Raw genomic sequence first — 25,908 nt, 5'->3', positions numbered from 1 at the left:
TTTTTTCGTTGTCTGGTGGGTTCGTTTTTTTTTATAAGAGCGCGGGCCCGGGGGGCGGGCGCGCCCGCCGGTGCGCCGCGACGGTCCCCCGCCCCGAGCGACGGGCAGGCGGCCACCGCGCCGCTCCCCCGTCCCGACGCGCTCCAGGCCACCCGGCCGATGCGCGAGCGCCAGCAGACCCCGCCGCCCGCACGGCCGACCCGGCAGCGGCCCGGCGGGCCGCGCGGCCGGGCGGGAGACCGGCAGCACACGCCCGCGCCCGGGGGGCGCCCCGGGACGGCGCGGCAGCGGCTGATGCGACAGCGGCTGGTGGTGTTCGTGACCGTGACGGTCGGGGTGGCGCTGGCCATCGCGGCGGCGCAGGGGTGCGAGAACCGGGACAAGCAGGGGATGCGGCCACCGGCGAGCTCCGCCGCTGCGGCGGGCCCGACGGCCGGCGCGGCGCCCGCGACCGCCCCGGCTCCGGAGGCGTCGACCGGGGCGGGGCTGTCGGCGGACGGGCTGACGCCGTCCACCACAGCGCCGTCGACCACAGCGCCGTCGACCACAGCGCCGTCGACCGCTCCGCTGGCGGCCGCGGCCCACGGGGCCCCAACGGGCGGCGGTGCGGAGGGCGCGCTGGCCCCCGCCCAGGGTGCGGGCCCGGCGGTCGACTGGCCGAACCGCTCCTACGCCGATCCGGCGGGCGGTCCGGCCATCGCCCTGCACGACGGCCGCTCGGCGGGCGCGGGGCCGCAGGTCGTGCTCAGCGCGGTCCTCCCGGCGCGGTACAAGGGCGCACCGGCGGCGCTGGTCGTCCTGCGGCGCTCGGAGGGGTCGGTGCCGGTCGACCTGGTGCAGCTGTTCGCCTTCAACGGGGACGCCCCGGTCGCGCTGACCTCTCGCTCCTCGGCGGCGGACCCGCAGGCGGCTGCGGCCTGGCGGCTGGAGGCCGGGGCCCTGGTGCGGGAGGAGCGGGTCGCCCAGACCGGGGCCACCACATCCACGCGCTACACGCTGCGCGCGGACGGCACCCTGGAGGAGTCCTGGCCCGGCTCCCCCACCATGACGCCCCCGATCACCACCCCACCCCCCGCCGCTGCCCCCGCACCCCCCACCGCCCCCGTCGGCTGACCCGGGGCGGGCACAGGAAGTCGGCCGGGCTGACTTTTGGTGCAGCAGCCGGCGCCTCGCCGCAGGCGCCCAGGGCGGCCAGGTACTCCGGAGCAGGGAGTCGGCCGGGCCGCCCTTTGGTGCGCAGCCCGCCCGGTCGGAGGCGGCGGACCCGGGCAAGCCGCGACCAGAACACGCAAGCGCGCCGGGAGCAGGAAGTCGGCGGATCCGACTTCCCGCGCCGCAGCACGGCGCCGCGTCGACGGTGGCACAACCGGAGGCGGCCGGAACGGGCACGCACGCCGGAGCAGGAAGTCGGCGAGCCCGACTTTCCGTGCGGCAGCACCGAGCCACGCCGGAGGCGCCCGTGATGGGCGGGCACTACGGAGCAGGACGTCGGCCGGGCCGACTCTTGGTGCGCGGCGCGCCCGGTCGGCGGCGACTGGCACGCCTGAGCACGGAGAGTCGCTCTGCTCGACTTTCCGTGCGGCAGCAGGCGCCTCTCCGGGGGCGCCCACGACGGGCAGCCCGAGGCCTGGCCGACCTGTTCTGCCGCAGCACGGCGCTTCGCCGGAGGCGGCGGGGCACGCCGGAGTGGGAAGTCGGCGGGGCCGACTTCTTGTGGGGGTGGGGGGGTCAGGCGGTGGCGGTGACCGCGTAGAAGGCCACGGCTGCGGCGGCGCCTACGTTGAGGGAGTCGACGCCGTGGGCCATGGGGATGCGCACGGCGTGGTCGGCGGCGGCCAGGGCGCGGCGGGTGAGGCCGTCGCCCTCGGCGCCGAGCATCAGGGCCGCCTTGGGGAGGCGGTGCGGGGCGAGGTCGGCCAGGTCGACGGCGGTCTCGGCCGGGGTGAGCGCGAGCAGGCTGAAGCCGGCGGCGCGCACCGTGTCCAGGGCGGCCGGCCAGGGGTCCAGCCGGGCGTAGGGGACGGCGAAGACGGCGCCCATCGAGACCTTCACCGCACGCCGGTACAGCGGGTCCGCGCAGTCGGGCGAGAGCAGCACGGCGTCCATGCCGAGGGCGGCGGCGCTGCGGAAGATCGCGCCCAGGTTGGTGTGGTCGACCAGGCCCTCCAGCACGGCCACCCGGCGGGCACCGGCCAGCAGCTCGGCGGCGTCCGGCAGCGGCTGCCGCTCCATCGAGGCGAGGGCGCCGCGGTGGACGTGGTAGCCGGTGACGGCCTCGGCGAGGGCGGGTTCGACGACGTGCACGGGCGCGTCGGCCTCGGCGATGACGTCCGCCATCACGTCCAGCCACTTGGGGGTCAGCAGCATCGACCGCATCCGGTAGCCGGCCGCCAGGGCGCGGCGGACGACTTTCTCGCCCTCGGCGATGAACAGGCCCTCGGCGGGTTCGCGGCGGCGGCGGAGTTCGACGTCGGTCAGGCCGGTGTAGTCGGCGAGGCGCGGGTCGGCGGGGTCGGTGATGGTGCGGGGTTCGGACACCCTGCGATCTTGCCAAGTCGGGCCGGGGAAGGCCAACCGGCCCAATGGGCGGCGTGGTCGTCCTTGGCCCGCCGCCGTGTGGAGTGCAAATATGACGTATGGCCCGTTTTCCGGGTCGATCTTGGGCGCCGTCGGACCCCGGTGCGGCCGGTTCCACCTCCGCCTCCCGGTCCACCGGTACCGGCGCCGGCTCGCCCGGCGGGCGCCCACACGGTCGGCACCAGCGATCACGAACGGCCCGGCCGGCACCGGCCCGGGTCCGGTCGGTGGCCGGGCAGGTCTTCGCGCTGCAGGTCGTGGTGGTGCTGATGCTGGTGGTGGCGGCCGTGGTCGCGCTGCTGGTGCAGTCCCGCAACGACGCCCGGCAGGAGGCCACCAACCGCTCGGTGGCGGTCGCGCAGACCTATGCCAACTCGCCGGGCATCGTCGCGGCGCTGCGCTCCCCCGACCCGACCGCGATCCTGCAGCCCTCCGCGCAGTCGGCGCGGATCAACGCGGGTGTGGACTTCATCGTCGTGATCAACACCGACGGCATCCGCCTGACCCACCCCGACCCGGCCCGGATCGGCCACAAGATCATCGGCAACTACCAGCCCGCGCTGAACGGACAGGTGGTGACCGAGCAGGTCACCGGCACGCTCGGGTCGCTGGTGCAGGCCATCGTGCCGGTGCGCGCCCCGGACGGGCAGGTGGTCGGGGCGGTCTCGGCGGGCATCACGATCGCCAATGTGAGCAGTGCCAGCGAGCGGCAGCTGCCCGTGGTGCTCGGTACGGCCGCCGCCGGGCTCGCGCTGGCGACCGGCGGGACGGCGCTGATCAGCCGGCGGCTGAAGCGGCAGACCCGCGGGCTGGGGCCGGCCGAGATGACCCGCATGTACGAGCACCACGCGGCGGTGCTGCACTCCGTGCGCGAGGGCGTGCTGATCATCGGCGACGACGGGCGGCTGCTGCTCTGCAACGACGAGGCGCGCCGGCTGCTGGACCTGCCGCCGGACGCGGAGGGCCGTCCGCTGACCGAGCTGGGCCTGGAGCCGGCGCCGCTGGAGCTGCTGGCGGACGGGCGGGCCGTCAGCGACGAGGTGGTGCTGGCCGGTGAGCGGCTGCTGGCGGTGAACATCCGGCCCACGGACCGCGACGGCGGACCGCCCGGGTCGGTGGCGACGCTGCGGGACTCCACGGAACTGCTGGCGCTGTCCGGGCGGGCCGAGGTGGCGCAGCGGCGGCTGCGGCTGCTGTACGACGCCGGGGTCACGGTGGGCAGCACGCTGGACGTGACGCGGACGGCGGAGGAGCTGGCGCAGGTGACGGTGGGCCGGTTCGCCGACATCGTCACGGTGGACCTGGCCGACCAGGTGCTGGAGGGCGACGAGCCGCCGTCCGGTCCCGCGCTGCTGCGGATGCGGCGGGCGGCGCTGTCGGCGGTGCGGGAGGGTGTGCCGTTCTACCCGGTCGGCACGGTGCTGGAGGTGGGGCCGTCGACGCCGCTGGCGGGGGCGTTGAACAGCGGGCTGCCGGGGCTGGAGCCGCGCTTGACGGAGGCCGCGGGGTGGCGCGAGCAGGATCCGGAGGCGGCGGCGCGGGTGCTGGCGGACGGGGTGCACTCGCTGGTCCGGGTGCCGCTGAAGGCGCGCGGGGTGCTGCTGGGGATCGTCCGGTTCTGGCGCTCGGAGCGGCCGGAGCCGTTCGAGGAGGAGGACCTGGCGCTGGCGGAGGAGCTGGTCGCGCACGCGGCCGTGTGCATCGACAACGCGCGCCGGTACACCCGGGAGCACGCGATGGCGGTGACGCTGCAGCACAGCCTGCTGCCGCGCAGCCTGCCGGAGCAGAACGCGCTGGAGGTGGCGCACCGGTACCTGCCGGCGCAGGCGGGGGTGGGCGGGGACTGGTTCGACCTGATCCCGCTGCCCGGGGCCCGGGTGGCGCTGGTGGTGGGGGACGTGGTGGGGCACGGGCTGCACGCGGCGGCGACGATGGGGCGGCTGCGGACGGCGATCCACAACTTCTCGACGCTGGACCTGCCGCCGGACGAGCTGCTGGGGCACCTCGACGAGCTGGTGAACCGGATCGACCTGGAGGAGTCGGCGACCGGGGCGTCGGCGGCGGTGACCGGGGCGACCTGCCTGTACCTGATCTACGACCCGGTGGCGCGGCGGTGCACGGTGGCGAGTGCGGGGCATCCGCCGCCGGCGCTGGTGCGCCCGGACGGGTCGGTGGTGTTCCCGGAGCTGCCGACCGGGCCGCCGCTGGGGCTGGCGGTGCTGCCGTTCGAGACGGTGGAGCTGGAGGTGGCGGAGGACAGCCGGCTGGTGCTCTACACGGACGGGCTGGTGGAGGACCGCGAGCGGGACATCGACGAGGGGTTGGAGCTGTTGCGGGCGGCGCTGGAGGGGCCGGCACGGACGCCGGAGCAGACCTGTGCGGACGTGCTGGGAGCGATGCTGCCGGAGCGGCCGCAGGACGACATCGCGCTGCTGGTGGCGCGGACCCGGGGGCTGTCGGCGGACCGGGTGGCGCAGTGGGAGGTGCCGTCGGACCCGGCGGCGGTCGCCGGGGTGCGGGCGGCGGTCGCGGAGCGGCTGGAGCACTGGGGGCTGGCGGACGCGGCGTTTGTCACCGAGTTGATCCTGAGCGAGCTGGTGACCAATGCGATCCGGTACGGCACGGGGCCGATCAAGGTGCGGCTGCTGCTCGACCGGTCGCTGATCTGCGAGGTGTCGGACGGCAGCAGCACCTCGCCGCACCTGCGGTACGCGGCCACCACGGACGAGGGCGGGCGCGGGCTGTTCCTGGTCGCCCAGTTCGCGGACCGGTGGGGGACGCGGTACACGGCCACCGGGAAGGTGATCTGGACGGAGCAGCCGCTGGAGTAGCCGGGCGTGGGCGCTCGGCCGCTCAAGCGCTTAGCTGCACGGCCATGCAACGCGAGCATCGAGGGCGCTGAGCTGGGACGACGCGCCAAGCACTTTGCAAACAGCTGCTGTTTGCAAAGTGCTGGCGTAAGGAAGAGGGAAGAAGCCGAGGGGTCAGGCGCCAGCGGCCGTGGCGGGAGCGAGGACGTTGACGACGTCGCCGATGACGATGACCGCCGGGGGCTTGATGCCCTCGGCCGCGACGGTGGCGGCGACGGTGGCCAGGGTGGCGTCGACGCGGCGCTGGGCGGCGGTGGTGCCCTCCTGGACGACGGCGACCGGGGTGTCGGCGGCGCGTCCCTCCGCGATCAGCCGGGCCGCGATGGCGCCGATCTTGTCCACGGCCATCAGCAGCACCACGGTGCCCGTCATCCGGGCGAGCGCCCCCCAGTCGGTCAGCGACCGCTCGTCGTCCGGGCCGACGTGCCCCGAGACCACTGTGAACTCGTGCGTCATCCCCCGGTGGGTGACCGGCACCCCGACCGCCGCCGGCACGCTGATCGAGCTGGAGATGCCCGGCACCACCGTGACCGGCAGCCCGGCCTCGGCGCAGGCCAGCAGCTCCTCGCCGCCGCGCCCGAACACGTACGGGTCGCCGCCCTTCAGCCGCACCACGAACTTGCCGGCCTTGGCGTGCTCGACCAGCGTCCGGTTGATCGCCTCCTGCGCCATGAAGCGCCCGTACGGGATCTTCGACGCGTCGATCACCTCGACGTGCTCCGGCAGCTCCGCCAGCAGCTCGCGCGGCGCCAGCCGGTCGGCCACCACCACGTCGGCGTCCGCGAGCAGCCGCCGGCCGCGCACCGTGATGAGGTCCGGGTCGCCCGGGCCGCCGCCGACCAGCGCGACCCCCGCGCCGTGCGCGCGGTACTGGCGGGCGGCGAGCGAGCCGTCCCGCAGTCCCTCGACGATCGAGTCGCGCAGCGCGGCCGAGTGCCGCGGGTCGCCGGTGAGGACGGCAACGGTCGCCCCGGCGTCCCGCCCGCTGGCCGGCGTCCACGCGGTGGCGGCGGAGGCGTCATCGCTGCGGGCGCAGAACACTCGCTCGCGCTCCGCCTCCGCGCTGACGGCGGCGTTCACCGCCGGGTCGTCGGTGGCCACCAGTGCGTACCAGGTGTCGGCGAGGTCACCCTCCTGGTAGGGCCGGCGGTGCCAGGTCAGCTCGCCGGCGTCGGCCATCGCCTGGACGGCCGGGGTGGTGGCCGGCGATATCAGGTGCACGTCCGCGCCGGTGGCGAGCAGGGCGGGCAGCCGCCGCTGGGCGACGTGCCCGCCGCCGACCACCACGACGCGGCGGCCGGCCAGCAGCAGGCCGACGGGGTACGGGGTGCGGCCCTCGGTGCTGGGGTGAGGGGTGGGCGCGGTCATCGGTGGTGCTCCTGGATCGGTGAGGGTGCGGGGGTACGGCGCCGCTCCGCGCACCGGCGCGCCCTCGGGCCGGTGTGCGGAGCGGTTCGGACGAGCGTCAGGCCTTCTCGGTGACCCCGGCGGAGTCGAAGGTGGCTACATCGTGCATCGCACGGGCCGCGCTCTGCACCAGCGGGAGGGCCAGCAGGGCGCCGGTGCCCTCGCCGAGCCGCAGGTCGAGGTCGATCAGCGGGCGCAGGCCGAGCTTGGCGAGCGCGGCCTGGTGGCCGGGCTCGGCCGAGCGGTGACCGGCGATGCAGGCGGCCAGCACCTCGGGGGCGATCGCCTTGGCGACGAGCGCGGCCGAGCCGGCGATCACGCCGTCCAGGATGACCGGGGTGCGCAGGCTGGCCGCGCCGAGCAGGAAGCCCGCGAGAGCCGCGTGCTCCAGCCCGCCGACGGCGGCGAGGACGCCGATCGGGTCGGCCGGGTCGGGCTGGTGCAGGGCCAGGGCGGCCCGGACGACCTCGACCTTGCGGGCGTGCGTCTCGTCGTCGATGCCGGTGCCGCGGCCGGTGACCTCGGCCGGGTCCAGGCCGGTGAACACCGAGATCAGGGCCGCGGAGGCGGTGGTGTTGGCGATGCCCATGTCACCGGTGATCAGGGCCTTGTTACCGGCCGCGACGAGGTCGCGGGCGGTCTCGATGCCGACCTCCAGGGCCTTGAGAGCCTCCTCGCGGGTCATCGCCGGGCCCTGCGTCATGTCGTCGGTGCCGGGCTTGACCTTGCGCGGCAGCAGACCGGTGGTGCGGCCCTGCTGGATCGCGTCCGGCAGTTCGGCAGCCACGCCGACGTCGACCACGCAGACCTCGGTGCCGATCTGCTTGGCGAAGGCGTTGACCACCGCTCCCCCGGCGAGGAAGTTGCCGACCATCTGGGCGGTGACCTCCTGCGGCCAGGGGCTGACGCCCTGGGCGTGCACGCCGTGGTCGGCGGCGAAGACCGCGACGCAGGCGGGCTCCGGGATCGGCGGCGGGCACTTGCGGGACAGACCGCTCAGCTGGGCGGAGATGATCTCCAGCATGCCGAGCGAGCCGGCCGGCTTGGTCATCCGCTTCTGACGGTCCCAGGCCTCGCCGAGCGCTTTGGCGTCCAGCGGGCGGATGCCGCGCAGGGTCTCGGAGAGCGCGTTGTGCGGCTCCTCGCCCGGCAGGGCGCGGTTGCCGTACTGCTCCTCGTGGACGACCCAGGACAGCGGGCGCTTCTTCGCCCAGCCCTGCTGCTGGAGCTCGGGCTCGTCCGGGAAGGCGTCGACGAAGCCGACGCACAGGTAGGCGACGACCTCCAGGTGCTCGGGCAGGCCGAGCTCGCGGACCAGCTCCTCCTCGTCGAAGAAGCTCACCCAGCCGACGCCGAGGCCCTCGGCCCGGGCGGCCAGCCAGAGGTTCTCGACCGCGAGGGCGGACGAGTACGGGGCCATCTGCGGCTGGGTGTGGCGGCCCAGGGTGTGCCGGCCGCCGCGGGTGCGGTCGGCGGTGACCACGATGTTGACGGGCGTTTCGAGGATCGCCTCGATCTTGATTTCCTTGAACTGCTTCGCGCGGCCCTTGGGGAGCGTGTCCGCGTACGCCTCGCGCTGACGCTCGGCCAGTTCGTGCATCTTGCGGCGGGTCTTGGCGGAGCGGATGACCACGAAGTCCCAGGGCTGCGAGTAGCCGACGCTGGGGGCGGTGTGGGCGGCCTCCAGGACGCGGATCAGCACCTCGTGCGGGATCGGGTCGGGGCGGAAGCCGTTGCGGACGTCGCGGCGCTCGCGGATGACCTGGTGGACGGCCTCGCGGCCGGCGTCGTCGTAGCCGGGGGCGGCCGGGCCGCGCGGTTCGGCGGGCTCGGCGGCGGCTTCCGCGTCCTCGGAGTCGGGCGCGGACTCGGCTTCGGTCTCGGACCCGGCTCCGGTCTCGACCTCGGTTGCCTCGGCGGCCTCGGTGGCCTCGGTGGCTGCGGCAGCGGGCTCGGCGGGCTGCGTGGCGGCCTCGGCCGCTTCGGCGGTTGCGGTCGGCGCGGTGGCCTCGGCTTCGGCGGGCGCCTCGGTCGCCGGCGCGGCCTCGGCGGGAACCGGGGCCTCGGCGGGCTGCTCCGCGGGGGTCGGCTCGACGCCGGGCTGCTCGACGACGGGCTGCTCGGCGGCGACCGGGGCCTCGGGGACGGGCTGCTCCTCGGCGGGGGCCTCGGCGACCGGGACGGCGACGGGGACGGGCCGGCCCGAGGGCATCTCGCCGGTTCCGGCGGCGGTCTCGGCAACCGCCTCGGTGACGGGCTCGACGACGGGCTCGGCCGGGGCTTCGACGACGGGCTGCTCGGTGACGGCCTGTTCGGCGACCGGGGCCACCGACTCGGCCGGCTCGGCGGCGGGCTCGGCCGGCTCGGCCACGGGCTGCTCGGCCTGGGCGGGCACGGCGGGCTCGGCCTGGGCGGCCTGCTCGGCCTGGACCTCGACGACGGGCTCGGCCGGGGCCTCGGCGGCGGGCGCTATGGGGGCGGACTGCTCCGTCTCCGGCACGGCGACGGGCGCGGCGGCCGGGGCGGGCTGCGCGACGGCCTCGACCTGCGGCAGACCGTGCGGGGTCGGCGCGGCGAGGAAGGCGGAGATCCGGCGCGGCGGGCCGGCCGGGGCGGCGGAGGTCTCCCCCGGCACCGGCTCGGCGACGACCTCGACCGGCTGCTCGGACTGCTCCACGACCGCCTCGGCCGGGGCCTCGGCGGCGGGCACGGCCACGGGCTCGGCGTGGGCGACCGGTGCGACGGGGACGGCGTGGGCGGCGGCCGGCTCGGCGGTCTCCGGCACCCCGGCGGGGGCGACGGGCTGCGCGACGGCCTCGACGGGCACCGCGGCCTCGGTGGGCGCGGCGGGCACGGCGACGGCCTCGGCGTTCTCGACCGGCTCGGCGGACGCGGCGACGGCCTCCGCCACGGGGACCGGAGCCTCGACGGGCGCGGCGGCCGGCTGGGCGGCGGTCTCGACCGGCTGGGCGGCCGGCACCGGCTGGGCCACGGGCGCACCGGGGGCGGCAACCGCGGCGGGCACGCCGGGCGCGGGGGCCACCGGGACCGCCTGCGGCTCCGGCTGGAGGCCGGCCGGCACGACCGGGATGCCGTGGGCGGGCGTGGCGCCGGTCGACGGGCCGCGGTCGGCGAGCGAGCGGACCGGGACCTGGCCGGTCATCAGGGAGGGGTCCGGGATCGGCGGGCCGGCGTGCAGCGGGCGGCGCGGCGGCTGAGCGGCCGTCATCGCGTCGGGGCCCTGGCCCTGGACGGGGACGGTCTGGGCGCCGGGCGCGGGCTGGGCGTGCGGCGGGACCTGCGGGGCCTGGGCGTGCGCGGCACCGTGGGCGGCGCCGAGCACGGGCGGGTCCAGCGGGGGCCAGGACGGCTCGACGGGGGTGCCGGGCGGGGTCTGCTGGTCGGCGGCCGGCTCGCCCCAGGAGCCCTGCGGGCCGGGCATCAGCAGGACGTCGTCCTCGTCGTCGAGGCCGTCGGGCTGGTCGACGAAGTGGAAGGCGGGGCGCTGGGCGCCCGGGTCGACGGTCCAGCCGTCGCCGACGCCGACGCCGACGCCGCCGGGAATACCAGGGGTACCAGGGACGCCGGGCGCGCCGAGCGGGGTGCCCTGGGCGGGGACGCCGTGCGGCGGGAGGGTGCCGGGCAGGCCGGTGCCGTCCGTCGCGACGCCCTGTCCGGGTGCGACGGCCGCGGCGCCCTCGGGGCCGCCGAGCGGGTCGGGCCCGGCGAGCAGGTGCTCCGGCAGTCCCTCGTTCGGGACGTGGCCGCCATCGGTCATGTCAAAGCTCCTTCCAGGCCGCTGCCGCGCCCTCGGCGACGCGATCAACGACCGCAGCGCCCATCCGCACGGGTCGGGCCTGCACCGGCCCGCCCCTCAACCACACACGGCCGCCGCGCCGAGGCGCTGCGGCCGAAGTCCTTCCGGCGCGCTGCGGCACCCCGGCCCGCGCACCACCCGCGGGGGATGGCGCGTCATCTGAAACAACGACAAGCCGGGGCAACCGGCACGACCGCACCGGACCCTACGGCATTCTCCAGGTCCGGCGGGCGGCCCGTCGAATTGCCCACACTTCGAGCCGTACCGGTCCGTACCGCGTCGGATTGGCGACGAACAGGCCGGATCGGGCGGGCCGGCGGAGGCCGCAGCCGTCCCGGACGCCACACTACCGGCCCGGCGGGGCCGCCTCTCGAATCGGTGTCCGGATGCGACCTGGATCACCGTCCGGCCGGGGCGGGCGGAACAGGGCCTTCACGCTTTCTGCTCACCCCAGAGCAGGAAGGTGCCGGGGTCACCCACGCCGAGGCGCAATCCGTGGCCGCCGTCGCCGGGGGTGCCGGAAGGCGCGAGGAGGGGCGCGGACTGGAGCAGCGCGCCGTCGGCGCGGTAGCCGGCCTCGGCGATGGCGCGGCGGACCTCCTCGGCCTCGGCGAGGGTGCGGGCGACGGCGACGACGCGTTCGGGGCGGCGGGAGAGGACGGCGCGCACGGCTTGCGGTCCGCCGTTCTCGACGACGGCGGCGTCGGGTTCGGGGAGTTCGCCGAGGACGTCGGGGCCGTGGCCGTGGACGGTCTCGACCTCGACGCCGTAGCGGCGGGCGTTGACGGCGAGGCGGGCGCAGGCGGCGGCGTCGGCCTCGACGGCGACGACGGCGGCGCCGAAGCGGGCGGCCTCGACGGCGAGCGCGCCGCTGCCGGCACCGACGGACCAGACGAGGTCGCCGGGGCGCGCGCCGAGGCGGGCGAGCACGAGCGCGCGGACGTGCGCCGGGAGCGTGTCGGTGGCGCCCGGCGTGCGCCCGGTGCCGGTGTAGGTGTCGGTCGGCAGGGCCCAGCCGCGGTCGGGGCCGGGGTAGCCGACGGGGCGTCCGGCGATCCAGCCGGCCGCTTCGCCGGCGGCGCCGCTCTGCGGTCCGCCGCCGGGGCCGCCGGCGCTGCTGCCGCCGATCACCAGGACGACGCTGGGGTCGCGCCAGATGTGGTCGGCGACGCGGTCGGAGGTGAGGACGGTGACGTCCTCGTCGGGGGTGCCGAGGGCCTCGCAGACGACGAAGGTGCGATGGACGCCGCGGAGCATCAGGGCGAGTTCGCTGGGTCCGGCGCCGGGGGCGCTGAGGACGGCGACCTTGGGGTGGGCGCGGCAGACGTTGGCGGCGCGGCGCAGCCGGCCGCCGTGGGCGCTGACGACCTGGGCGTCCTCCCAGGGCATGCCGGCGCGGGCGAAGGCGGCGGCGACGGAGGAGACGGCGGGCAGGACTTCGAGTTCGAGGCCGTACTCGGGGCGGCGCAGGGTGCGGACGACGCCGAAGAAGCCGGGGTCGCCCTCGGCGATGACGACGGCGGCGCCGCGGTGTTCGGCGATCCGGCGGGCGGCGAGCTGGATGCTGCCGAGGGCGAGGCGTTCGGCGCCGGACGGCACCGGGAGGGCCTTGAGCTGGTAGGGGGCGCCGGCCACCAGGGTGGCCGCGGCGAGGGCCGCGGCGGCGGCCTCGGTCAGCGGTGTTCCGTCCCACCCGATGACCGTGATCCGGTCAGCCATCTGCGGCCGTCTCCCTCGCCATCCGTGCGCCGACAGGCGGCGCCGGTGTGCGGCGCCGGTCAGAGGCTACCGGGTGCGATCCCCTCGGCGTGGACATCTCGCACACCTGTGCACGACGGGCGCGGCGGACGGAGCGGACCGGACGGGTCCCGGACCGGCAGGCGGGCAAGCGGGCAGACGGGCAGACGGGGACTGGACGGCCGGGGCCGGGCGGGGACGGTTCAGTCGCGCAGGACGTAGCGGTCGCCCCCGGCCCAGGCGGGGGCCGGGGCCTCGGGCGCTTCGAGGTCCTCGGGCAGCAGGCTCCACAGGATGAGGTCGCTGCGGCTCTCTCCCCCGGCCCGCTGACCGGCGGGCGCCCCGGAGCCGACCTCGCTCACCTCTCCGCGCACTATCCAGGCGCTGCGCAGCACGCCCTCGCTGATGCCGCCGATCTTCTGGGCGACCTGCTGGGCGGCGGTGTTGCCGGCGGCGGTGCGCAGTTCCAGGCGCAGGAAGCCGCGGTCCTCGAAGAGCCACTGGGCGACGCCGAGGACGGCCTCGGGGGCGTAGCCCTCGCCGCGGGCCCAGGCTGCGGTGATGAAGGAGATCTCGGTGGAGCGCAGCCGCCAGTCGGTGTTGCGGAGTTCGACGAGGCCGACCAGGCGCTGGGTGAGGTGCTCGGTGACGGCGAGCACGATGCCGCGGCCGGCGGCACGGTGGGCGGGGGCGAGGGTGCGGGCCAGCTCGACGGCGTGGGCCTCGGTGCAGGGGTGCGGCTGGTCGGTCCAGGCCAGGACGAGTTCGTCGGCCATCATGGCGGCCAGTCCGGGGGCGTCGTCCTCCGCAAGCGGGCGCAGCAGCAGCCTCTCGGTGCTGATGGCGGTCTCGGGGAAGCTCGCTGCCATGCCGTCTCTCCTCGCCGGGTCGTGGACACACCGTACGCCTCGCCGGTGCCGGGTTGTCACGCGGTGCACGGACCGGACGACGGTACGTCAGAAGTGGGTCTGTCGGACCGTCACTGGTGCATACTGCCCGACCGGGCCCCCGCCTGCTTGCGGCGGGGGCCCGGTGGTGTCCGGCGGGACGGGTCGGTGGCGCGGTCGGCGTGGATCAGAACGCCGGGATGACGGCGCCCTTGAAGGTGTCGTCGATGTACTTCTTCACCTCGGGCGAGTGCAGCAGCTCGGCGAGCTTCTTGACCCGGGGGTCGTTCTCCTTGCCCTGCTTGACCGCGAGGATGTTGGCGTAGGGGTTGCCCTCGGCCTTCTCCAGGATGAGCGAGTCGCTGGTGGGCTTGAGGCCGGCGTCGAGGGCGAAGTTGCCGTTGATGACGGCGGCGTCGAGGTCGTCGATGGAGCGGGGCAGCTGGGCGGCCTCCAGCTCCTTCCACTTGAGGTTCTTCGGGTTGCCAGTGACGTCGGCGGGGGTGGCGGCGGTGCCGACGCCGTCCTTGAGGGTGATGAGGTTGTTGTCGGCGAGGAGCTTGAGCGCGCGGCCCTCGTTGGTGGCGTCGTTGGGCAGGCCGACGGTGGCGCCGTCCTTGATGTCGCCGATGGCCTTGGCCTTCTTGGAGTAGAGGCCGAGCGGCTCCAGGTGGACCGTCTCGACGGAGACGATCTGGGTGCCGTGCTTCTTGTTGAAGTCCTCCAGGTACGGCACGTGCTGGAAGTAGTTGGCGTCGGCCGAGCCGTCCTGCACCGCGGTGTTGGGGGTCACGTAGTCGGTGACCTCCTTGATGGTGAGCTTGAGGCCGGCCTTCTCCGCGAGGTTGTCCTTGACGTACTTGAGGATCTGGCCGTGCGGGGTGGGGGTGGCGGCGACGGTGAGCGGCGCGTTCGGGTCCGAGGAGGACTTCGAGTCGCCGTTGCTGCCGCAGGCCGCGAGGGAGAGGGCGATGCCGGCGGTGGCGAGGACGCTGGTGAACTTCAGAACGTTGCGCACGAAAAGTGCCTTTCTGCGTGGTACCGGGGAGCCGGGTCCGGGTTCGGACGCCGGGAGGTCTAGGGGGCGACGAGCTCGTTCTCGTCGGCGGCGGTCCGGGCGGCGGGGACGCGGGGGCGCAGCAGGCGGGTCCGTCCGCCGGTGCGGCCGCGGTGGGCGAGGGAGCGGACGGCCTGGTCGCCGATCAGCTGCACGACGGTGACGATGATCACCAGTTCGGCGACGATGATCCACATGAAGGCGGTCTCGAAGCGGAAGTAGCCGTAGTTGATGGCGAGCGTGCCGAGTCCGCCGCCGCCGACCGCGCCGGCCATCGCGGAGTAGCTGACCAGGGTGATGACCGTGGTGGTGACGGAGGCGACCAGGCCGGGCAGGGCTTCGGGGATCAGCGTCTTGCGGACGATGGTCCAGGTGGAGCCGCCCATCGCCTGGACGGCCTCGACCAGGCCGCGGTCGACCTCGCGCACGGAGGTCTCGACGAGGCGGGCGAAGAAGGGGATCGCGCCGATGGTGAGCGGCACGGTCGCGGCCTGCCAGCCGATGGAGGTGCCGACCAGCCAGCGGGTGAAGGAGATCAGGGCGATCATCAGGATGATGAACGGCACCGAGCGGGCGACGTTGACGGCGGCGCCGAGCACCTTGTTGACGGGCCGGTTCTGCAGCAGGCCGCCCTTGTCGGTGAGCACCAGCAGCACGCCGAGCGGCAGTCCGAACAGGACGGTGCCGATGGTGGCGGCGCCGACCATCTGGAGGGTCTCCCAGGTGGCGGGCCCCATCAGTTCCTGCATCTGGTCCCAGGTCATGCCGCCGTTCCCTTCGTGCTCGCGGTGCGGGCGGCGTCGAGGACGTCGACCTGCAGGCCCTGCTCGCGCAGGAAGCCGATGGGCACCACGTTGTCCTGGTGGCTGCCGGGCAGTTCGACCCGCATCCGGCCGACCATGCGTCCGGCGATGGTCTCGACCGCGGCGCCGAGGATGTTGATGTCGATCTGGTAGGTGCGGGCGAGCTGGGAGACGAAGGGCTGGGCGGAGGTGTCGCCCTGGAAGGTGATCTCCAGCACGGTGGCTCCGGGGTGGCCGGTGCCGAACTCGCCGAGCGGGAAGAGTTCGCGGGCGAGCTCGGAGTCGGGCCGGGCGAGCAGGTCGGTGAGGGCGCCGGACTCGACGACCCGGCCGCCGCGCATCAGAGCGGCGGAGTCGCAGACGGACTTGATGACGTCCATCTCGTGGGTGATGAGCAGCACGGTGAGGCCGAGCTGCTGGTTGAGGTCGCGCAGCAGCTTGAGGATGGAGCGGGTGGTCTCGGGGTCGAGCGCCGAGGTGGCCTCGTCGGAGAGCAGCACCTTGGGGTCGCCGGCGAGGGCGCGGGCGATGCCGACGCGCTGCTTCTGGCCGCCGGAGAGCTGGCCGGGGTAGCTGCGGGCCTTGTCGGCGAGGCCGACGAGGTCGAGGAGCTCGGCGGCCTTGCGGCGGCGCTCGGTGCGGTCCAGGCCGATGATCTCCAGCGGGAGTTCGACGTTCTGCTGGACGGTGCGGGAGGAGAGCAGGTTGAAGTGCTGGAAGACCATGCCGATCCGGCGGCGGGCCTCGCGCAGTTCCTTGCCGGCCCGGTTCTCGCCGCCGGAGAGGGCGGTGAGTTCGACGCCGTCCACGGTGACGGTGCCGGAGGTGGGGCGCTCCAGCATGTTGACGCAGCGGATGAGGGTGGACTTGCCGGCGCCGCTGGTGCCGACGACTCCGTAGACCTCGCCGGGGCGGACGTGGAGGTCGACGCCGGCGAGGGCGGTCACCTCGCGGCCGCGGGATCGGTAGACCTTGGTGAGGTCCGTGGTGGTGATCACAACTGCTTCCGTAAGTCGGGGGCGGGCGGCGGGCGGCCGCCGCACCGGGGGGTGCGGTCGGCGACGCGCGACGGCGTCACGCCTGGGGGGTGCGATCCGCCGCCCCCGGTCGCGGCCGTCGGGCGGCCGGACCGCGCGACGGCGCGGCCCTGGCGGTTCACCGTGTCCGCGGGCGGGCGGACGGATGGGGGGTGACGGGTGCGGCGGGAGTGGGCGCGCTCACACGGACGGGAGCGGCGCGGGGTTCTCGCTTCGGGGCGCGAGGATTGGCACTCTCAACGGGTGCCGGGGGCGGTGGCCCTCAGCGGTGACACATTCGACGGCACATGGCACGCTCACCTGCCGGCAGTGTGCCGGTGGGGGTCCATTTCGTCGTCGCAGTCATGTGAGCCAGTAAAACAGATGGGCCGGGGGAACCCCAATTATTTGGCAAGGCTGTCCGCAATTCGGACAGCACTGGCTTTGAGCTGCGGTGATGCGGCTCGGCGCCGCCACCGTGGTCCGGATGGTGGCGGCGCCGACGAGGACCGCGACGGTCGGGGGGCCCGGGCGGAGTCCGGACGGGGTTCAGGCGGTGGCGGCGAGCGCGGCGGTGGCGGGCTTCTCCAGGTGCACCAGGGTGAGCCGGCCGCTGACCCGTTCGACGGTGGTCTGCCGGTAGCCCTGGCGGGCGTAGAGGCGCAGGTTGCCGAGGCTGCGCTGGCCGGTGAAGAGCCGGTAGGAGGTCACCGCGCCGTGCTCGGCGAGCCGCTGTTCGAGGGCTTCCAGCAGCCGGCCGCCGAGGCCGTGGCGCTGCATGCGGGGGTGGACGACCAGGCGCCCTATCCGGCCGACGCCGTCGGCGCCGACATGGCCGCGGACGGTGCCGACGACCTCGTCGCCGAGGCGGGCGACCAGGACGTGCTGCTCGGTCAGCTCGGTGCGCATGCTGTCCAGGGTCTGGGTCAGCGGCTCGATGGCCCAGTCCCCGTAGAGTTCGGCCTCGCTCTGGTAGCCGAGGTACTGGAGCTTGAGGATCTGCTCCGCGTCGTCCGTGTCGGCGGTCGAAATGATGACGCTCATGCCCATGTGCGGGGGCCTCCCCATCCTTGTTCCGGCGCGCGGTCGTGAGGGTGTCGCACCGGTTTCCCTGCCGGAGGTGTTGTCCCGGCCGGGGATCCGCCCAGACCGGGGTGGCGCACGAACGTACCGGTCCGCACGGCCCTGGTGGGGCCGTGTCGGCGGCAACGCGCCCACGGTCAGTATCGGGGCGGGCACGTCACCGTCAAGAGCGGCGTTCGCCAGCGCCTTACCCGTGTGTCAGCTCAGCTCAACCTCGCGGCCGCCGGACGTGGCGAGGGTCACGCCCCGCCGGGCGGGTGACGGGAGGGGCGGACGTGGCGAGGGTCACGCCCGGCCGGGCGGGTGACGGCGCGGGGGTGACGGCGGCGCGGCGGCGGGGCGCGGGCGGGCGGGGTCACGGCCGGCCGGGTCAGGCGTGGCGCTCGGTGCGCAGCAGGGCGCGCAGGCAGGCGAGGCAGCGGGCGCGGGTGGGGCCGATGGAGCCGCGCGGCATGCCGAGGCGGTCGGCGAGCTCGCGGTAGGTCGGCGGTGGGTCCTCGGCGAGGGCGGCGACCAGTTGCGGGCAGCGTCCGGGCAGGGCGGCGACGGCCTCGCGGACCAGACGGCGGCGCAGGCCGGCGAGGACCTCGTCCTCGGCGGACGGGTGGAGCGGGAGCTCGGTGCACATGCCGTGCTTGACCCGGCGGGGGCTCCGCCGGTTACGGCCGTCCGGTGGCGTGCGCGCGGGAGGGGCGCGGCGGTTCGTCCGCCGCGCCCCTCCTCCGGGTGGACCTCCGGTGGTCAGCCGGTCACCCACTCCTGCTGGGCGGTGAGGTCGGCCTTGACCTCGGTGAGCTGGACGGCGACGGCGTCGGGGGCGGTGCCGCCGCGGCCGTTGCGGGAGGCGATGGCGCCGTGGACGCTGAGCACGGTGCGGACCTCCGGGGTGAGGTGCGCGGAGATGGCGGCGAACTGCGCGTCCGTCAGGTCGGCGAGCTCGATGCCGTGGGCCTCGCACTCCTTGACGCAGGCGCCGGCGACCTCGTGCGCGACGCGGAACGGCACGCCCTGCTTGACGAGCCATTCGGCGATGTCGGTGGCGAGGGAGAAGCCGGCCGGGGCGAGTTCCTCCAGCCGCTCGCGGTGGACGGTGAGGGTGGCCATCATGCCGGTGAAGGCGGGCAGCAGGACCTCAAGGGTGTCGCAGGAGTCGAAGACCGGCTCCTTGTCCTCCTGCAGGTCGCGGTTGTAGGCGAGCGGGAGGGCCTTGAGGGTGGCGAGCAGGCCGGTGAGGTTGCCGATGAGCCGGCCGGACTTGCCGCGGGCGAGTTCGGCGATGTCGGGGTTCTTCTTCTGCGGCATGATCGACGAGCCGGTGGAGAAGGCGTCGTGCAGCGTGATGAAGCCGAACTCCTTGGTGTTCCAGATGATCACCTCCTCCGCGATGCGGGAGAGGTTGATCCCGATCATCGCGGTGACGAAGGCGAATTCGGCGACGAAGTCGCGCGAGGCGGTGCCGTCGATGGAGTTGCCGACCGAGCCGCCCTCGAAGCCGAGGTCGGCGGCGACGGCCTGCGGGTCCAGGCCGAGCGAGGAGCCGGCCAGGGCTCCGGAGCCGTAGGGGGAGACGGCGGTGCGGGCGTCCCACTGGCGCAGCCGCTCGGCGTCGCGGCCGAGGGCCTGCACGTGCGCGAGGACGTGGTGGGCGAAGAGCACGGGCTGGGCGTGCTGGAGGTGGGTGCGGCCCGGCATCGCGGTGTCCGGGTGGGCCTCGGCGAGGCCGACCAGGGCGTGCTGGAGGTCGAGCAGCAGGCCGCCGATGGTCTTCGCGTGGTCCCGCAGGTACATCCGGAAGAGGGTGGCGATCTGGTCGTTGCGGGAGCGGCCGGCCCGCAGCTTGCCGCCGAGGTCGGGGCCAAGGCGCTCCAGCAGGCCGCGCTCCAGGGCGGTGTGGACGTCCTCGTCGGCGATGGTGCCGGTGAAGGTGCCGGCCTCGACGTCGGCGAGCAGCCGGTCGAGCCCGTCGTGCATGGCGGCGAGTTCGTCGTCGGTGAGCAGGCCGGCCTTGTGCAGGACGCGGGCGTGGGCCTTGGAGCCGGCGATGTCGTAGGGGGCGAGGCGCCAGTCGAAGTGCACCGAGGCGGAGAGCCTGGCCAGGGCCTCGGACGGGCCGTCGGCGAAGCGGGCGCCCCAGAGGCGGACGTCGCCACCGGTTGCGGGCTGGTCGGCGGACATCGACGGCTCCTTACTGACGTGCGGGAAGGTGGAGGGGGTGGCCCCGGCCGGCCCCCGGGAAGGGGGGCGCGGCCGGGGCCGGGGGCGGATCAGCCCTGGTCGCGCCGGGCGGCGATCTTCGAGGAGAGGCCGAAGATCTCGATGAAGCCCTTGGACATCGACTGGTCGAAGGTGTCGCCGGTGTCGTAGGTGGCGAGGTTGAAGTCGTAGAGCGACTGCTCGGACTTGCGGCCGTTGACGACGGCCCGGCCGCCGTGCAGGACCATCCGGATGTCGCCGGAGACGTGCTGGTTGGCCTCGTTGACGAAGCCGTCGAGGGCGCGCTTGAGCGGGGAGAACCACAGGCCGTCGTAGACCAGCTCGGCCCAGCGCTGCTCGACCTGCCGCTTGTAGCGGGCGAGCTCGCGCTCGACGGTGACGTTCTCCAGCGCCTGGTGGGCGGTGATCAGCGCGATCGCGCCGGGGGCCTCGTAGATCTCCCGGGACTTGATGCCGACCAGCCGGTCCTCGACCATGTCGAGGCGGCCGATGCCCTGGGCGCCGGCCCGCTTGTTGAGCTCCTCGATGGCCTGCAGGACGGTCACCTTGCGGCCGTCGATCGCGACCGGGACGCCGGCCTCGAAGGTGATGACGACCTCGTCGGCCTCGCGCGGGACGGCCGGGTTCTGGGTGTACTCGTAGACGTCCTCGATCGGGGCGTTCCAGATGTCCTCCAGGAAGCCGGTCTCGACGGCCCGTCCGAAGACGTTCTGGTCGATCGAGTACGGGGACTTCTTGGTGGTGGCGATCGGCAGGCCCTTGGCCTCGGCGAAGGCGATGGCCTTGTCCCGGGTCATCGCGTAGTCGCGGACCGGGGCGATGCACTTGAGGCCCGGGGCGAGGGAGTTGATGCCGACCTCGAAGCGGACCTGGTCGTTGCCCTTGCCGGTGCACCCGTGGGCGACGGTGGTGGCGCCGTGCTTCTGCGCGGCGGCGACCAGGTGCTTGACGATGACGGGCCGCGAGAGGGCCGACACCAGGGGGTACTCGCCCTGGTAGAGGGCGTTGGCCTTGAGGGCCGGCAGGCAGTACTCGTCGGCGAACTCCTCGCGGGCGTCGGCGACCTCGGCCTCGACGGCACCGCAGTCCAGCGCCCGCTGGCGGATGACGTCCAGGTCCTCGCCGCCCTGGCCGACGTCGACGGCGACGGCGATGACCTCCGCGCCCGTCTCCTCGGCGATCCAGCCGATGCAGACGGACGTGTCCAGACCGCCCGAGTAGGCGAGTACGACGCGCTCGGTCACGGCTTTCTCCTTCACAACTGTGCGAACAGGCTTACGGCGATAGGCATAAGTATGCACTACTCCGTATGAAACTCAAAACCCGGTCCAACGGGCGGGTTCCGGATACGCCGGTGGGCCCGGCCGGAGCCGGGCCCACCGGGGTGGAACAGAGGGTGGAGCAGGAAGTGGGGCAGGGGGTGGAGCGGGGTTACTGCGCCTTCGCCTGGGCGAGCTGCATCAGGTGGTCGGCGAGGGCCTGGCCGCCGGCCGGGTCGCGGCTGATCAGCAGGACGGTGTCGTCGCCGGCGATGGTGCCGATGATCTCGAACACCTCCGCCTGGTCGATCGCCGAGGCCAGGAACTGCGCCGCGCCGGGCGGCGTGCGCAGCACGACCAGGTTGCCCGAGGCGGTGGCGGAGACCATGAGCTCGCCGGCCAGCCGGGCCATCCGGCCCTCGGTGGCGGACTCCCCCATCGGCGCGCGCGGGGTGCGGTCGCCGCCCTCGGCCGGGACGGCGTAGATGAGCGCGCCGTCCCGGTTGCGGATCTTCACCGCGCCCAGCTCGTCCAGGTCCCGGGAGAGGGTGGCCTGGGTGACCACGAGTCCGTCGTCGGCGAGCAGCTTGGCGAGCTGGCTCTGCGAGCGCACGGGCTGGCGGGTGAGCAGGTCCACGATCCTCCGGTGGCGCGCGGTGCGGGTCTGCGGGACCTGCGGCGTCGGGCCGGTGGCGGACTGCTCAGAGTTGGGTACGGTCATGTGATTATTCTCCCGGACTACGCTCGGTTCGCATCGTCCGGGGCGTCCTCGCGGACGGCCCGCAGGACGGCCGGCAGCGCCGCCAGGAAGGCGTCCGCCTCCTGCTCGGTCAGCACCAGCGGCGGCGCGAGGCGCACCGCGTCCGGCACCGCGGCGTTGACCAGGAACCCGGCCTCCTGCAGGCCCGCCTGGATCTTCGCCGACACCGGCTCGGTGAGCACGATGCCCAGCAGCAGCCCGGCCCCGCGCACGTGCGAGACCAGCGGGTCGTCGAGCGCCTCGACGCCGTGCCGCAGCCGGTCGCCGATCTTGCGGGCGTGCTCCAGCAGGCCCTGCGACGCGATGGTGTCCAGCACCGCGAGACCGGCCGCCGCGGCCACCGGGTTGCCGCCGAAGGTGGTGCCGTGCTGGCCCGGGGTGAGCAGCTCGGCCGCCTCGCCGAAGGCCAGCACCGCGCCCATCGGCAGGCCGCCGCCGAGCGCCTTGGCCAGCGTGACGACGTCCGGCTCGATGCCCTCGAACGCCTGGTGGGCGAACCAGTGACCGGTGCGGCCGACGCCGGTCTGGATCTCGTCCAGGACCAGCAGGGTGCCGGTGGCGCGGGTGATCGCGCGGGCGGCGGCCAGGTAGCCGTCGGGCAGCGGGATCGCGCCGTTCTCGCCCTGGATCGGCTCCAGGAAGACGGCCGCGGTCTCGGTGGTGACGGCCGCGCGCAGCGCCTCGACGTCGCCGAACGGGACGTGCGTGACGTCGCCGGGCAGCGGGCGGAACGGGTCCTGCTTGGCGGGCTGGCCGGTGAGCGCCAGGGCGCCCATGGTGCGGCCGTGGAAGCCGCCCTGCAGGGCCACCAGGTGGGTGCGGCCGGTGCGGCGGCTGATCTTGAAGGCGGCCTCGTTGGCCTCCGCGCCGGAGTTGCAGAAGAACACCCGGCCGGGGCGGCCGTCCAGGTGCAGCAGCCGCTCGGCGAGGGCGACGGTGGGCTCGGCGATGAACAGGTTGGAGACGTGGCCGAGGGTGGCGATCTGCCGGGTGACGGCCTCGACGACCGCCGGGTGGGCGGTGCCGAGGGCGTTGACGGCGATGCCGCCGAGCAGGTCGGTGTACTCCTTGCCGTCGGCGTCCCAGAGCTTGCTGCCCTCGCCGCGGACCAGCGGGATCCGCGGGGTGCCGTAGTTGTCGGTGAAGGCGTGCTGCCACCGCTCGGTGAGCTGGGCGTTGGAAGTCATGCGAGTCCCCCGGTCACGGTCGGTTCGTCGTCCGGCACGACCATCGTGCCGATGCCCTCGTCGGTGAAGATCTCCAGCAGCAGGCTGTGCGGCACCCGGCCGTCCAGCACGCGGGCGGTGCCGACGCCGGAGCGCACCGCCCGCAGGCAGCCCTCCATCTTGGGCAGCATGCCGCTGGCCAGGGTGGGCAGCAGCTCCTCCAGCTCGGAGGCGTCGAGCTGGCTGATCACGTCGTCGGAGTGCGGCCAGTCCTTGTAGAGGCCCTCGACGTCGGTGAGGATCACGAGCATCTCGGCACCGAGCGCGACCGCGAGGGCGGCGGCGGCGGTGTCGGCGTTGATGTTGTAGACGTGGCCGTCGGCGCCGCGGGCGATCGAGGAGATCACCGGGATGCGGCCGTCGGCGATCAGGCCCTTCACCGCGCCGGCCTCGATGTTGACGATGTCGCCGACCAGGCCGATGTCGACCTGCTCGCCGTCCACGACCGCGTACCGCTTGACGGCGGTCATGGTGTGGGCGTCCTCGCCGGTCAGGCCGACCGCGAACGGGCCGTGCTGGTTGAGCAGGCCGACGAGCTCGCGCTGCACCTGCCCGGCGAGCACCATCCGGACCACGTCCATGGTCTCGGGGGTGGTGACCCGCAGGCCGTTGGTGAAGGAGGACTCCAGGCCGAGCTTGTCGAGCTGGGCGCTGATCTGCGGGCCGCCGCCGTGCACCACCACGGGGTGCAGGCCGGCGAAGCGCAGGAAGACGACGTCCTTGGCGAAGGCCGCCTTGAGCTCCTCGTCGACCATGGCGTTGCCGCCGAACTTGATCACCACGGTCTTGCCGTGGAAGCGCTCCAGCCACGGCAGGGCCTCGATGAGCGTCATGGCCTTGGGCAACGCGGTGTTGTTGCGGGCCTGTTCGCCCTTGGGTGCGATCTGCACTGTTCTGCTTCCCCGGCTCTGCTGGCGACGGTCAGGTGGAGTAGGCGCTGTTCTCGTGCACGTAGTCGGCGGTGAGGTCGTTGGTCCACAGGCTGGCCCCGGCCTCGCCGGCGTTGAGGTTCGCGGTGATGACGACCTCGCGGCCGGTCATGTCGACCAAGTCGCGGTCCTCCCCCACGCTGCCGTCCCGGCAGACCCAGACCCCGTTGATGGCGACGTCCAGGCGGTCGGGGTCGAAGGCGGCGTCGGTGGTGCCGATCGCGGCCAGTACCCGGCCCCAGTTGGGGTCCTCGCCGTGGATCGCGCACTTGAGGAGGTTGTTGCGGCTGATCACCCGGGCGACGTCGACGGCCTCCTGCTCGGTGGCGGCGCCGGTGACGTCGATCCGGATGTCCTTGCTGGCGCCCTCGGCGTCGCCGATCAGCTGGCGGGCCAGGTCGGCGCAGACGGTGCGCACGGCCTCGTCGAACTCGGCCCGCTCCGGGACGGTGCCGCTGGCGCCGGAGGCGAGCAGCAGCACGGTGTCGTTGGTCGACATGCAGCCGTCGGAGTCGATCCGGTCGAAGGTGGTGCGGGTGGCGCCGCGCAGCGCCGCGTCCAGGACGCCCGCGTCCGCCTCGGCGTCGGTGGTCAGCACGACCAGCATGGTGGCCAGGCCCGGGGCGAGCATGCCGGCGCCCTTGGCCATGCCGCCGACCGTCCAGCCGGCCGGGCTGGTGACCTGGGCGGTCTTGTGCACGGTGTCGGTGGTCTTGATGGCGATCGCGGCCCGCTCGCCGCCGGTGGCGCTGAGCGCGGCGGCGGCCGCGCCGACGCCCGGCAGCAGGATGTCCATCGGCAGCCGCACGCCGATCAGGCCGGTGGAGGCGACGGCGACCTCGCCGGCGTTCAGCTCCAGCTCCTCGGCGACCTTCTCGGCGGTGGCGTGGGTGTCCTGGAAGCCCAGCGGGCCGGTGCAGGCGTTGGCGCCGCCGGAGTTGAGGACGACGGCGGAGACCGTGCCGCCCTTGAGCACCTGCTCGGACCAGAGCACGGGGGCTGCCTTGACCCGGTTGGAGGTGAAGACGCCGGCGGCGGCGAGCGAGGGCCCGTCGTTGACGACGAGCGCGAGGTCGGGGGTGCCGGAGGCCTTGATCCCGGCGGTCACGCCGGCGGCCCGGAAGCCCTGGGCGGCGGTGACGCCGACGTTCTGGTGGTCGGTCACGGTGCGACTCCGTTCACGGGAAGGCCCAGCTCCTCGGGCAGGCCGAGGGCGATGTTCATGCTCTGCACCGCGCCGCCGGCGGTGCCCTTGACCAGGTTGTCGATCGCGCTGATCGCCACGATCCGCCCGGCGGCCGGGTCCAGGACGACCTGCACCAGCGCGGCGTTGGAGCCGTAGACGCTGCTGGTCTGCGGCCACTGCCCCTCGGGGAGCAGGTGGACGAACGGCTCGTCGGCGTACGCCTCGGCATAGGCGGCGCGCAGTTCCTCGGTGCCCACCCCGGGCTTCGCCTTGGCGGAGCAGGTGGCGAGGATGCCGCGCGGCATCGGGACGAGGGTGGGCGTGAAGGAGACGGTGACCGGCTCGCCCGCCAATGGGGTGAGGTTCTGGGCCATCTCCGGGGTGTGCCGGTGGACGCCGCCGACGCCGTAGGCGCTGACGCTGCCCATCACCTCGCTGCCGAGCAGGTGGGTCTTGGCGGCCTTGCCGGCGCCGGAGGTGCCGGACGCGGCGACGACCACCGCCTCGGGCTCGGCCAGGCCCGCCGCGTAGGCGGGGAACAGCGCGAGGGAGACGGCCGTCGGGTAGCAGCCGGGGACGGCGATCCGGTTGCTGCCCTTGAGCGCGGCGCGGTGGCCGGGCAGCTCGGGCAGGCCGTAGGGCCAGGTTCCCGCGTGCGCGGAGCCGTAGAACTGCTCCCAGTCGGCGGCGGCCTTCAGCCGGAAGTCGGCGCCGCAGTCGACGACCAGCACGTTCTGGCCGAGCGCCTCGGCGACGGCGGCGGACTGGCCGTGCGGCAGCGCCAGGAACACCACGTCGTGGTCGGCCAGCACCTCCGGGGTGGTCGGCTCCAGGACCCGGTCGGCCAGCGGCAGCAGGTGCGGCTGGAGCAGCCCCAGCCGGGTGCCCGCGTTCGAGCCGCCGGTCAGCGCCCCGATCTCCACCTCGGGGTGGCCGAGCAGCAGGCGCAGCACCTCACCGCCCGCGTACCCGCTCGCGCCGGCGACGGCGACTCGCAATGCCATGGCGTTCCTCCTTCGTCGTGGCATGAATATACGCAGCACGGAACATTCATGCAAGGAGTATGCGCAGGGCGGCCCT

The 25,908-nt window shown here is 74.5% G+C and carries 19 protein-coding genes; 2 read left to right on the top strand and 17 right to left on the bottom strand.

The features are described 5' to 3' along the window. Positions 1-294 precede the first annotated feature (294 nt). Positions 295-1,113 carry a hypothetical protein gene (locus tag ACFU9E_RS28690; RefSeq protein WP_380715458.1) on the top strand — a complete coding sequence of 273 codons (819 nt, stop codon included), beginning with the start codon at positions 295-297 and terminating at the stop codon, positions 1,111-1,113. 615 nt (positions 1,114-1,728) lie between these two features. Here the strand turns inward: ACFU9E_RS28690 and ACFU9E_RS28685 are convergent. Continuing rightward, positions 1,729-2,538, bottom strand: a complete 810-nt coding sequence (locus ACFU9E_RS28685) for a TrmH family RNA methyltransferase (protein WP_380684313.1) — start codon at positions 2,536-2,538, stop codon at positions 1,729-1,731. A 98-nt stretch (positions 2,539-2,636) separates the two neighbouring features. Here ACFU9E_RS28685 and ACFU9E_RS28680 point away from each other — a divergent pair, with 98 nt between their 5' ends. Continuing rightward, positions 2,637-5,408 (top strand): SpoIIE family protein phosphatase, encoded by a 2,772-nt coding sequence (locus ACFU9E_RS28680; protein ID WP_380684312.1) that lies wholly within the window; start codon positions 2,637-2,639, stop codon positions 5,406-5,408. 153 nt (positions 5,409-5,561) lie between these two features. On the opposite strand, the gene cobA is transcribed toward ACFU9E_RS28680, so the two are convergent. The 16 genes from cobA to argC form a co-directional block, all read right to left on the bottom strand. Next, positions 5,562-6,815, bottom strand: coding sequence for a uroporphyrinogen-III C-methyltransferase (gene cobA / locus ACFU9E_RS28675; RefSeq protein ID WP_380684311.1), 1,254 nt, complete (start codon positions 6,813-6,815; stop codon positions 5,562-5,564). Between the two features lie 97 nt (positions 6,816-6,912). After that, the gene (cobT, locus tag ACFU9E_RS28670; RefSeq protein ID WP_380684310.1) at positions 6,913-10,632 is read right to left on the bottom strand and encodes a nicotinate-nucleotide--dimethylbenzimidazole phosphoribosyltransferase; all 3,720 of its coding nucleotides are present in this window, start codon (positions 10,630-10,632) and stop codon (positions 6,913-6,915) included. A 471-nt stretch (positions 10,633-11,103) separates the two neighbouring features. Next, positions 11,104-12,390, bottom strand: a complete 1,287-nt coding sequence (gene cbiE, locus ACFU9E_RS28665; protein ID WP_380684309.1) for a precorrin-6y C5,15-methyltransferase (decarboxylating) subunit CbiE — start codon at positions 12,388-12,390, stop codon at positions 11,104-11,106. 221 nt (positions 12,391-12,611) lie between these two features. Further along, positions 12,612-13,277 (bottom strand): GNAT family N-acetyltransferase, encoded by a 666-nt coding sequence (locus ACFU9E_RS28660; protein WP_380684308.1) that lies wholly within the window; start codon positions 13,275-13,277, stop codon positions 12,612-12,614. Positions 13,278-13,482: 205 nt separating this feature from the next. Further along, entirely contained in the window at positions 13,483-14,313 is an 831-nt protein-coding gene (locus ACFU9E_RS28655; protein ID WP_380688946.1) for a MetQ/NlpA family ABC transporter substrate-binding protein, read from the bottom strand. 59 nt (positions 14,314-14,372) lie between these two features. Continuing rightward, positions 14,373-15,116, bottom strand: a complete 744-nt coding sequence (locus ACFU9E_RS28650) for a methionine ABC transporter permease (RefSeq protein ID WP_380688944.1) — start codon at positions 15,114-15,116, stop codon at positions 14,373-14,375. Beyond that, positions 15,113-16,153 (bottom strand): methionine ABC transporter ATP-binding protein, encoded by a 1,041-nt coding sequence (locus tag ACFU9E_RS28645; protein ID WP_380688942.1) that lies wholly within the window; start codon positions 16,151-16,153, stop codon positions 15,113-15,115. Before ACFU9E_RS28645 ends, ACFU9E_RS28650 begins: the two co-directional genes overlap by 4 nt. 567 nt (positions 16,154-16,720) lie before the next feature. Then, a complete protein-coding gene (locus tag ACFU9E_RS28640; RefSeq protein ID WP_380688940.1) occupies positions 16,721-17,221 on the bottom strand; it encodes a GNAT family N-acetyltransferase in 501 nt (166 codons plus the stop codon). A gap of 403 nt (positions 17,222-17,624) precedes the next feature. Next, positions 17,625-17,882, bottom strand: a complete 258-nt coding sequence (locus ACFU9E_RS28635; RefSeq protein ID WP_380715456.1) for a hypothetical protein — start codon at positions 17,880-17,882, stop codon at positions 17,625-17,627. Between the two features lie 113 nt (positions 17,883-17,995). Further along, the gene (gene argH / locus ACFU9E_RS28630) at positions 17,996-19,429 is read right to left on the bottom strand and encodes an argininosuccinate lyase (RefSeq protein WP_380690288.1); all 1,434 of its coding nucleotides are present in this window, start codon (positions 19,427-19,429) and stop codon (positions 17,996-17,998) included. A gap of 89 nt (positions 19,430-19,518) precedes the next feature. Continuing rightward, positions 19,519-20,712: an argininosuccinate synthase gene (locus ACFU9E_RS28625; protein ID WP_355370819.1), complete on the bottom strand. Its 1,194-nt coding sequence runs from the start codon at positions 20,710-20,712 to the stop codon at positions 19,519-19,521. A gap of 187 nt (positions 20,713-20,899) precedes the next feature. Next, positions 20,900-21,448, bottom strand: a complete 549-nt coding sequence (locus ACFU9E_RS28620; RefSeq protein ID WP_380686011.1) for an arginine repressor — start codon at positions 21,446-21,448, stop codon at positions 20,900-20,902. A 17-nt stretch (positions 21,449-21,465) separates the two neighbouring features. Then, positions 21,466-22,674: an acetylornithine transaminase gene (locus tag ACFU9E_RS28615; RefSeq protein WP_380686013.1), complete on the bottom strand. Its 1,209-nt coding sequence runs from the start codon at positions 22,672-22,674 to the stop codon at positions 21,466-21,468. Continuing rightward, complete coding sequence (gene argB / locus ACFU9E_RS28610) at positions 22,671-23,546, bottom strand: acetylglutamate kinase (RefSeq protein WP_380686027.1); 876 nt, start codon at positions 23,544-23,546, stop codon at positions 22,671-22,673. Before argB ends, ACFU9E_RS28615 begins: the two co-directional genes overlap by 4 nt. An 88-nt stretch (positions 23,547-23,634) precedes the next feature. Next, a complete protein-coding gene (gene argJ / locus ACFU9E_RS28605) occupies positions 23,635-24,807 on the bottom strand; it encodes a bifunctional glutamate N-acetyltransferase/amino-acid acetyltransferase ArgJ (protein WP_380686015.1) in 1,173 nt (390 codons plus the stop codon). Next, positions 24,804-25,832 (bottom strand): N-acetyl-gamma-glutamyl-phosphate reductase, encoded by a 1,029-nt coding sequence (gene argC / locus ACFU9E_RS28600; protein ID WP_380686017.1) that lies wholly within the window; start codon positions 25,830-25,832, stop codon positions 24,804-24,806. The genes argJ and argC overlap by 4 nt, the downstream gene beginning before the upstream one ends. Between the last annotated feature and the right edge of the window lie 76 nt (positions 25,833-25,908).

It is taken from the genome of Kitasatospora sp. NPDC057595 (genome assembly GCF_042800875.1).
In the GTDB taxonomy this organism is placed as follows: domain Bacteria; phylum Actinomycetota; class Actinomycetes; order Streptomycetales; family Streptomycetaceae; genus Kitasatospora.
Note: the sequence above shows the minus strand (reverse complement) of the source record. Positions and strands in the feature narration are given on the sequence as shown.

Bases quoted from the DNA above. Each gene is read 5' to 3' on its own strand.
- ACFU9E_RS28690 (WP_380715458.1), top strand. From the start codon at position 295: ATGCGACAGCGGCTGGTGGTGTTCGTGACCGTGACGGTCGGGGTGGCG.
- ACFU9E_RS28680 (WP_380684312.1), top strand. From the start codon at position 2,637: ATGGCCCGTTTTCCGGGTCGATCTTGGGCGCCGTCGGACCCCGGTGCG.
- cobA (WP_380684311.1), bottom strand. From the start codon at position 6,815: ATGACCGCGCCCACCCCTCACCCCAGCACCGAGGGCCGCACCCCGTAC.
- cobT (WP_380684310.1), bottom strand. From the start codon at position 10,632: ATGACCGATGGCGGCCACGTCCCGAACGAGGGACTGCCGGAGCACCTG.
- cbiE (WP_380684309.1), bottom strand. From the start codon at position 12,390: ATGGCTGACCGGATCACGGTCATCGGGTGGGACGGAACACCGCTGACC.
- ACFU9E_RS28660 (WP_380684308.1), bottom strand. From the start codon at position 13,277: ATGGCAGCGAGCTTCCCCGAGACCGCCATCAGCACCGAGAGGCTGCTG.
- ACFU9E_RS28650 (WP_380688944.1), bottom strand. From the start codon at position 15,116: ATGACCTGGGACCAGATGCAGGAACTGATGGGGCCCGCCACCTGGGAG.
- ACFU9E_RS28640 (WP_380688940.1), bottom strand. From the start codon at position 17,221: ATGGGCATGAGCGTCATCATTTCGACCGCCGACACGGACGACGCGGAG.
- ACFU9E_RS28635 (WP_380715456.1), bottom strand. From the start codon at position 17,882: ATGTGCACCGAGCTCCCGCTCCACCCGTCCGCCGAGGACGAGGTCCTC.
- argH (WP_380690288.1), bottom strand. From the start codon at position 19,429: ATGTCCGCCGACCAGCCCGCAACCGGTGGCGACGTCCGCCTCTGGGGC.
- ACFU9E_RS28620 (WP_380686011.1), bottom strand. From the start codon at position 21,448: ATGACCGTACCCAACTCTGAGCAGTCCGCCACCGGCCCGACGCCGCAG.
- ACFU9E_RS28615 (WP_380686013.1), bottom strand. From the start codon at position 22,674: ATGACTTCCAACGCCCAGCTCACCGAGCGGTGGCAGCACGCCTTCACC.
- argB (WP_380686027.1), bottom strand. From the start codon at position 23,546: ATGACGCTCATCGAGGCCCTGCCGTGGCTGGAGCGCTTCCACGGCAAG.
- argC (WP_380686017.1), bottom strand. From the start codon at position 25,832: ATGGCATTGCGAGTCGCCGTCGCCGGCGCGAGCGGGTACGCGGGCGGT.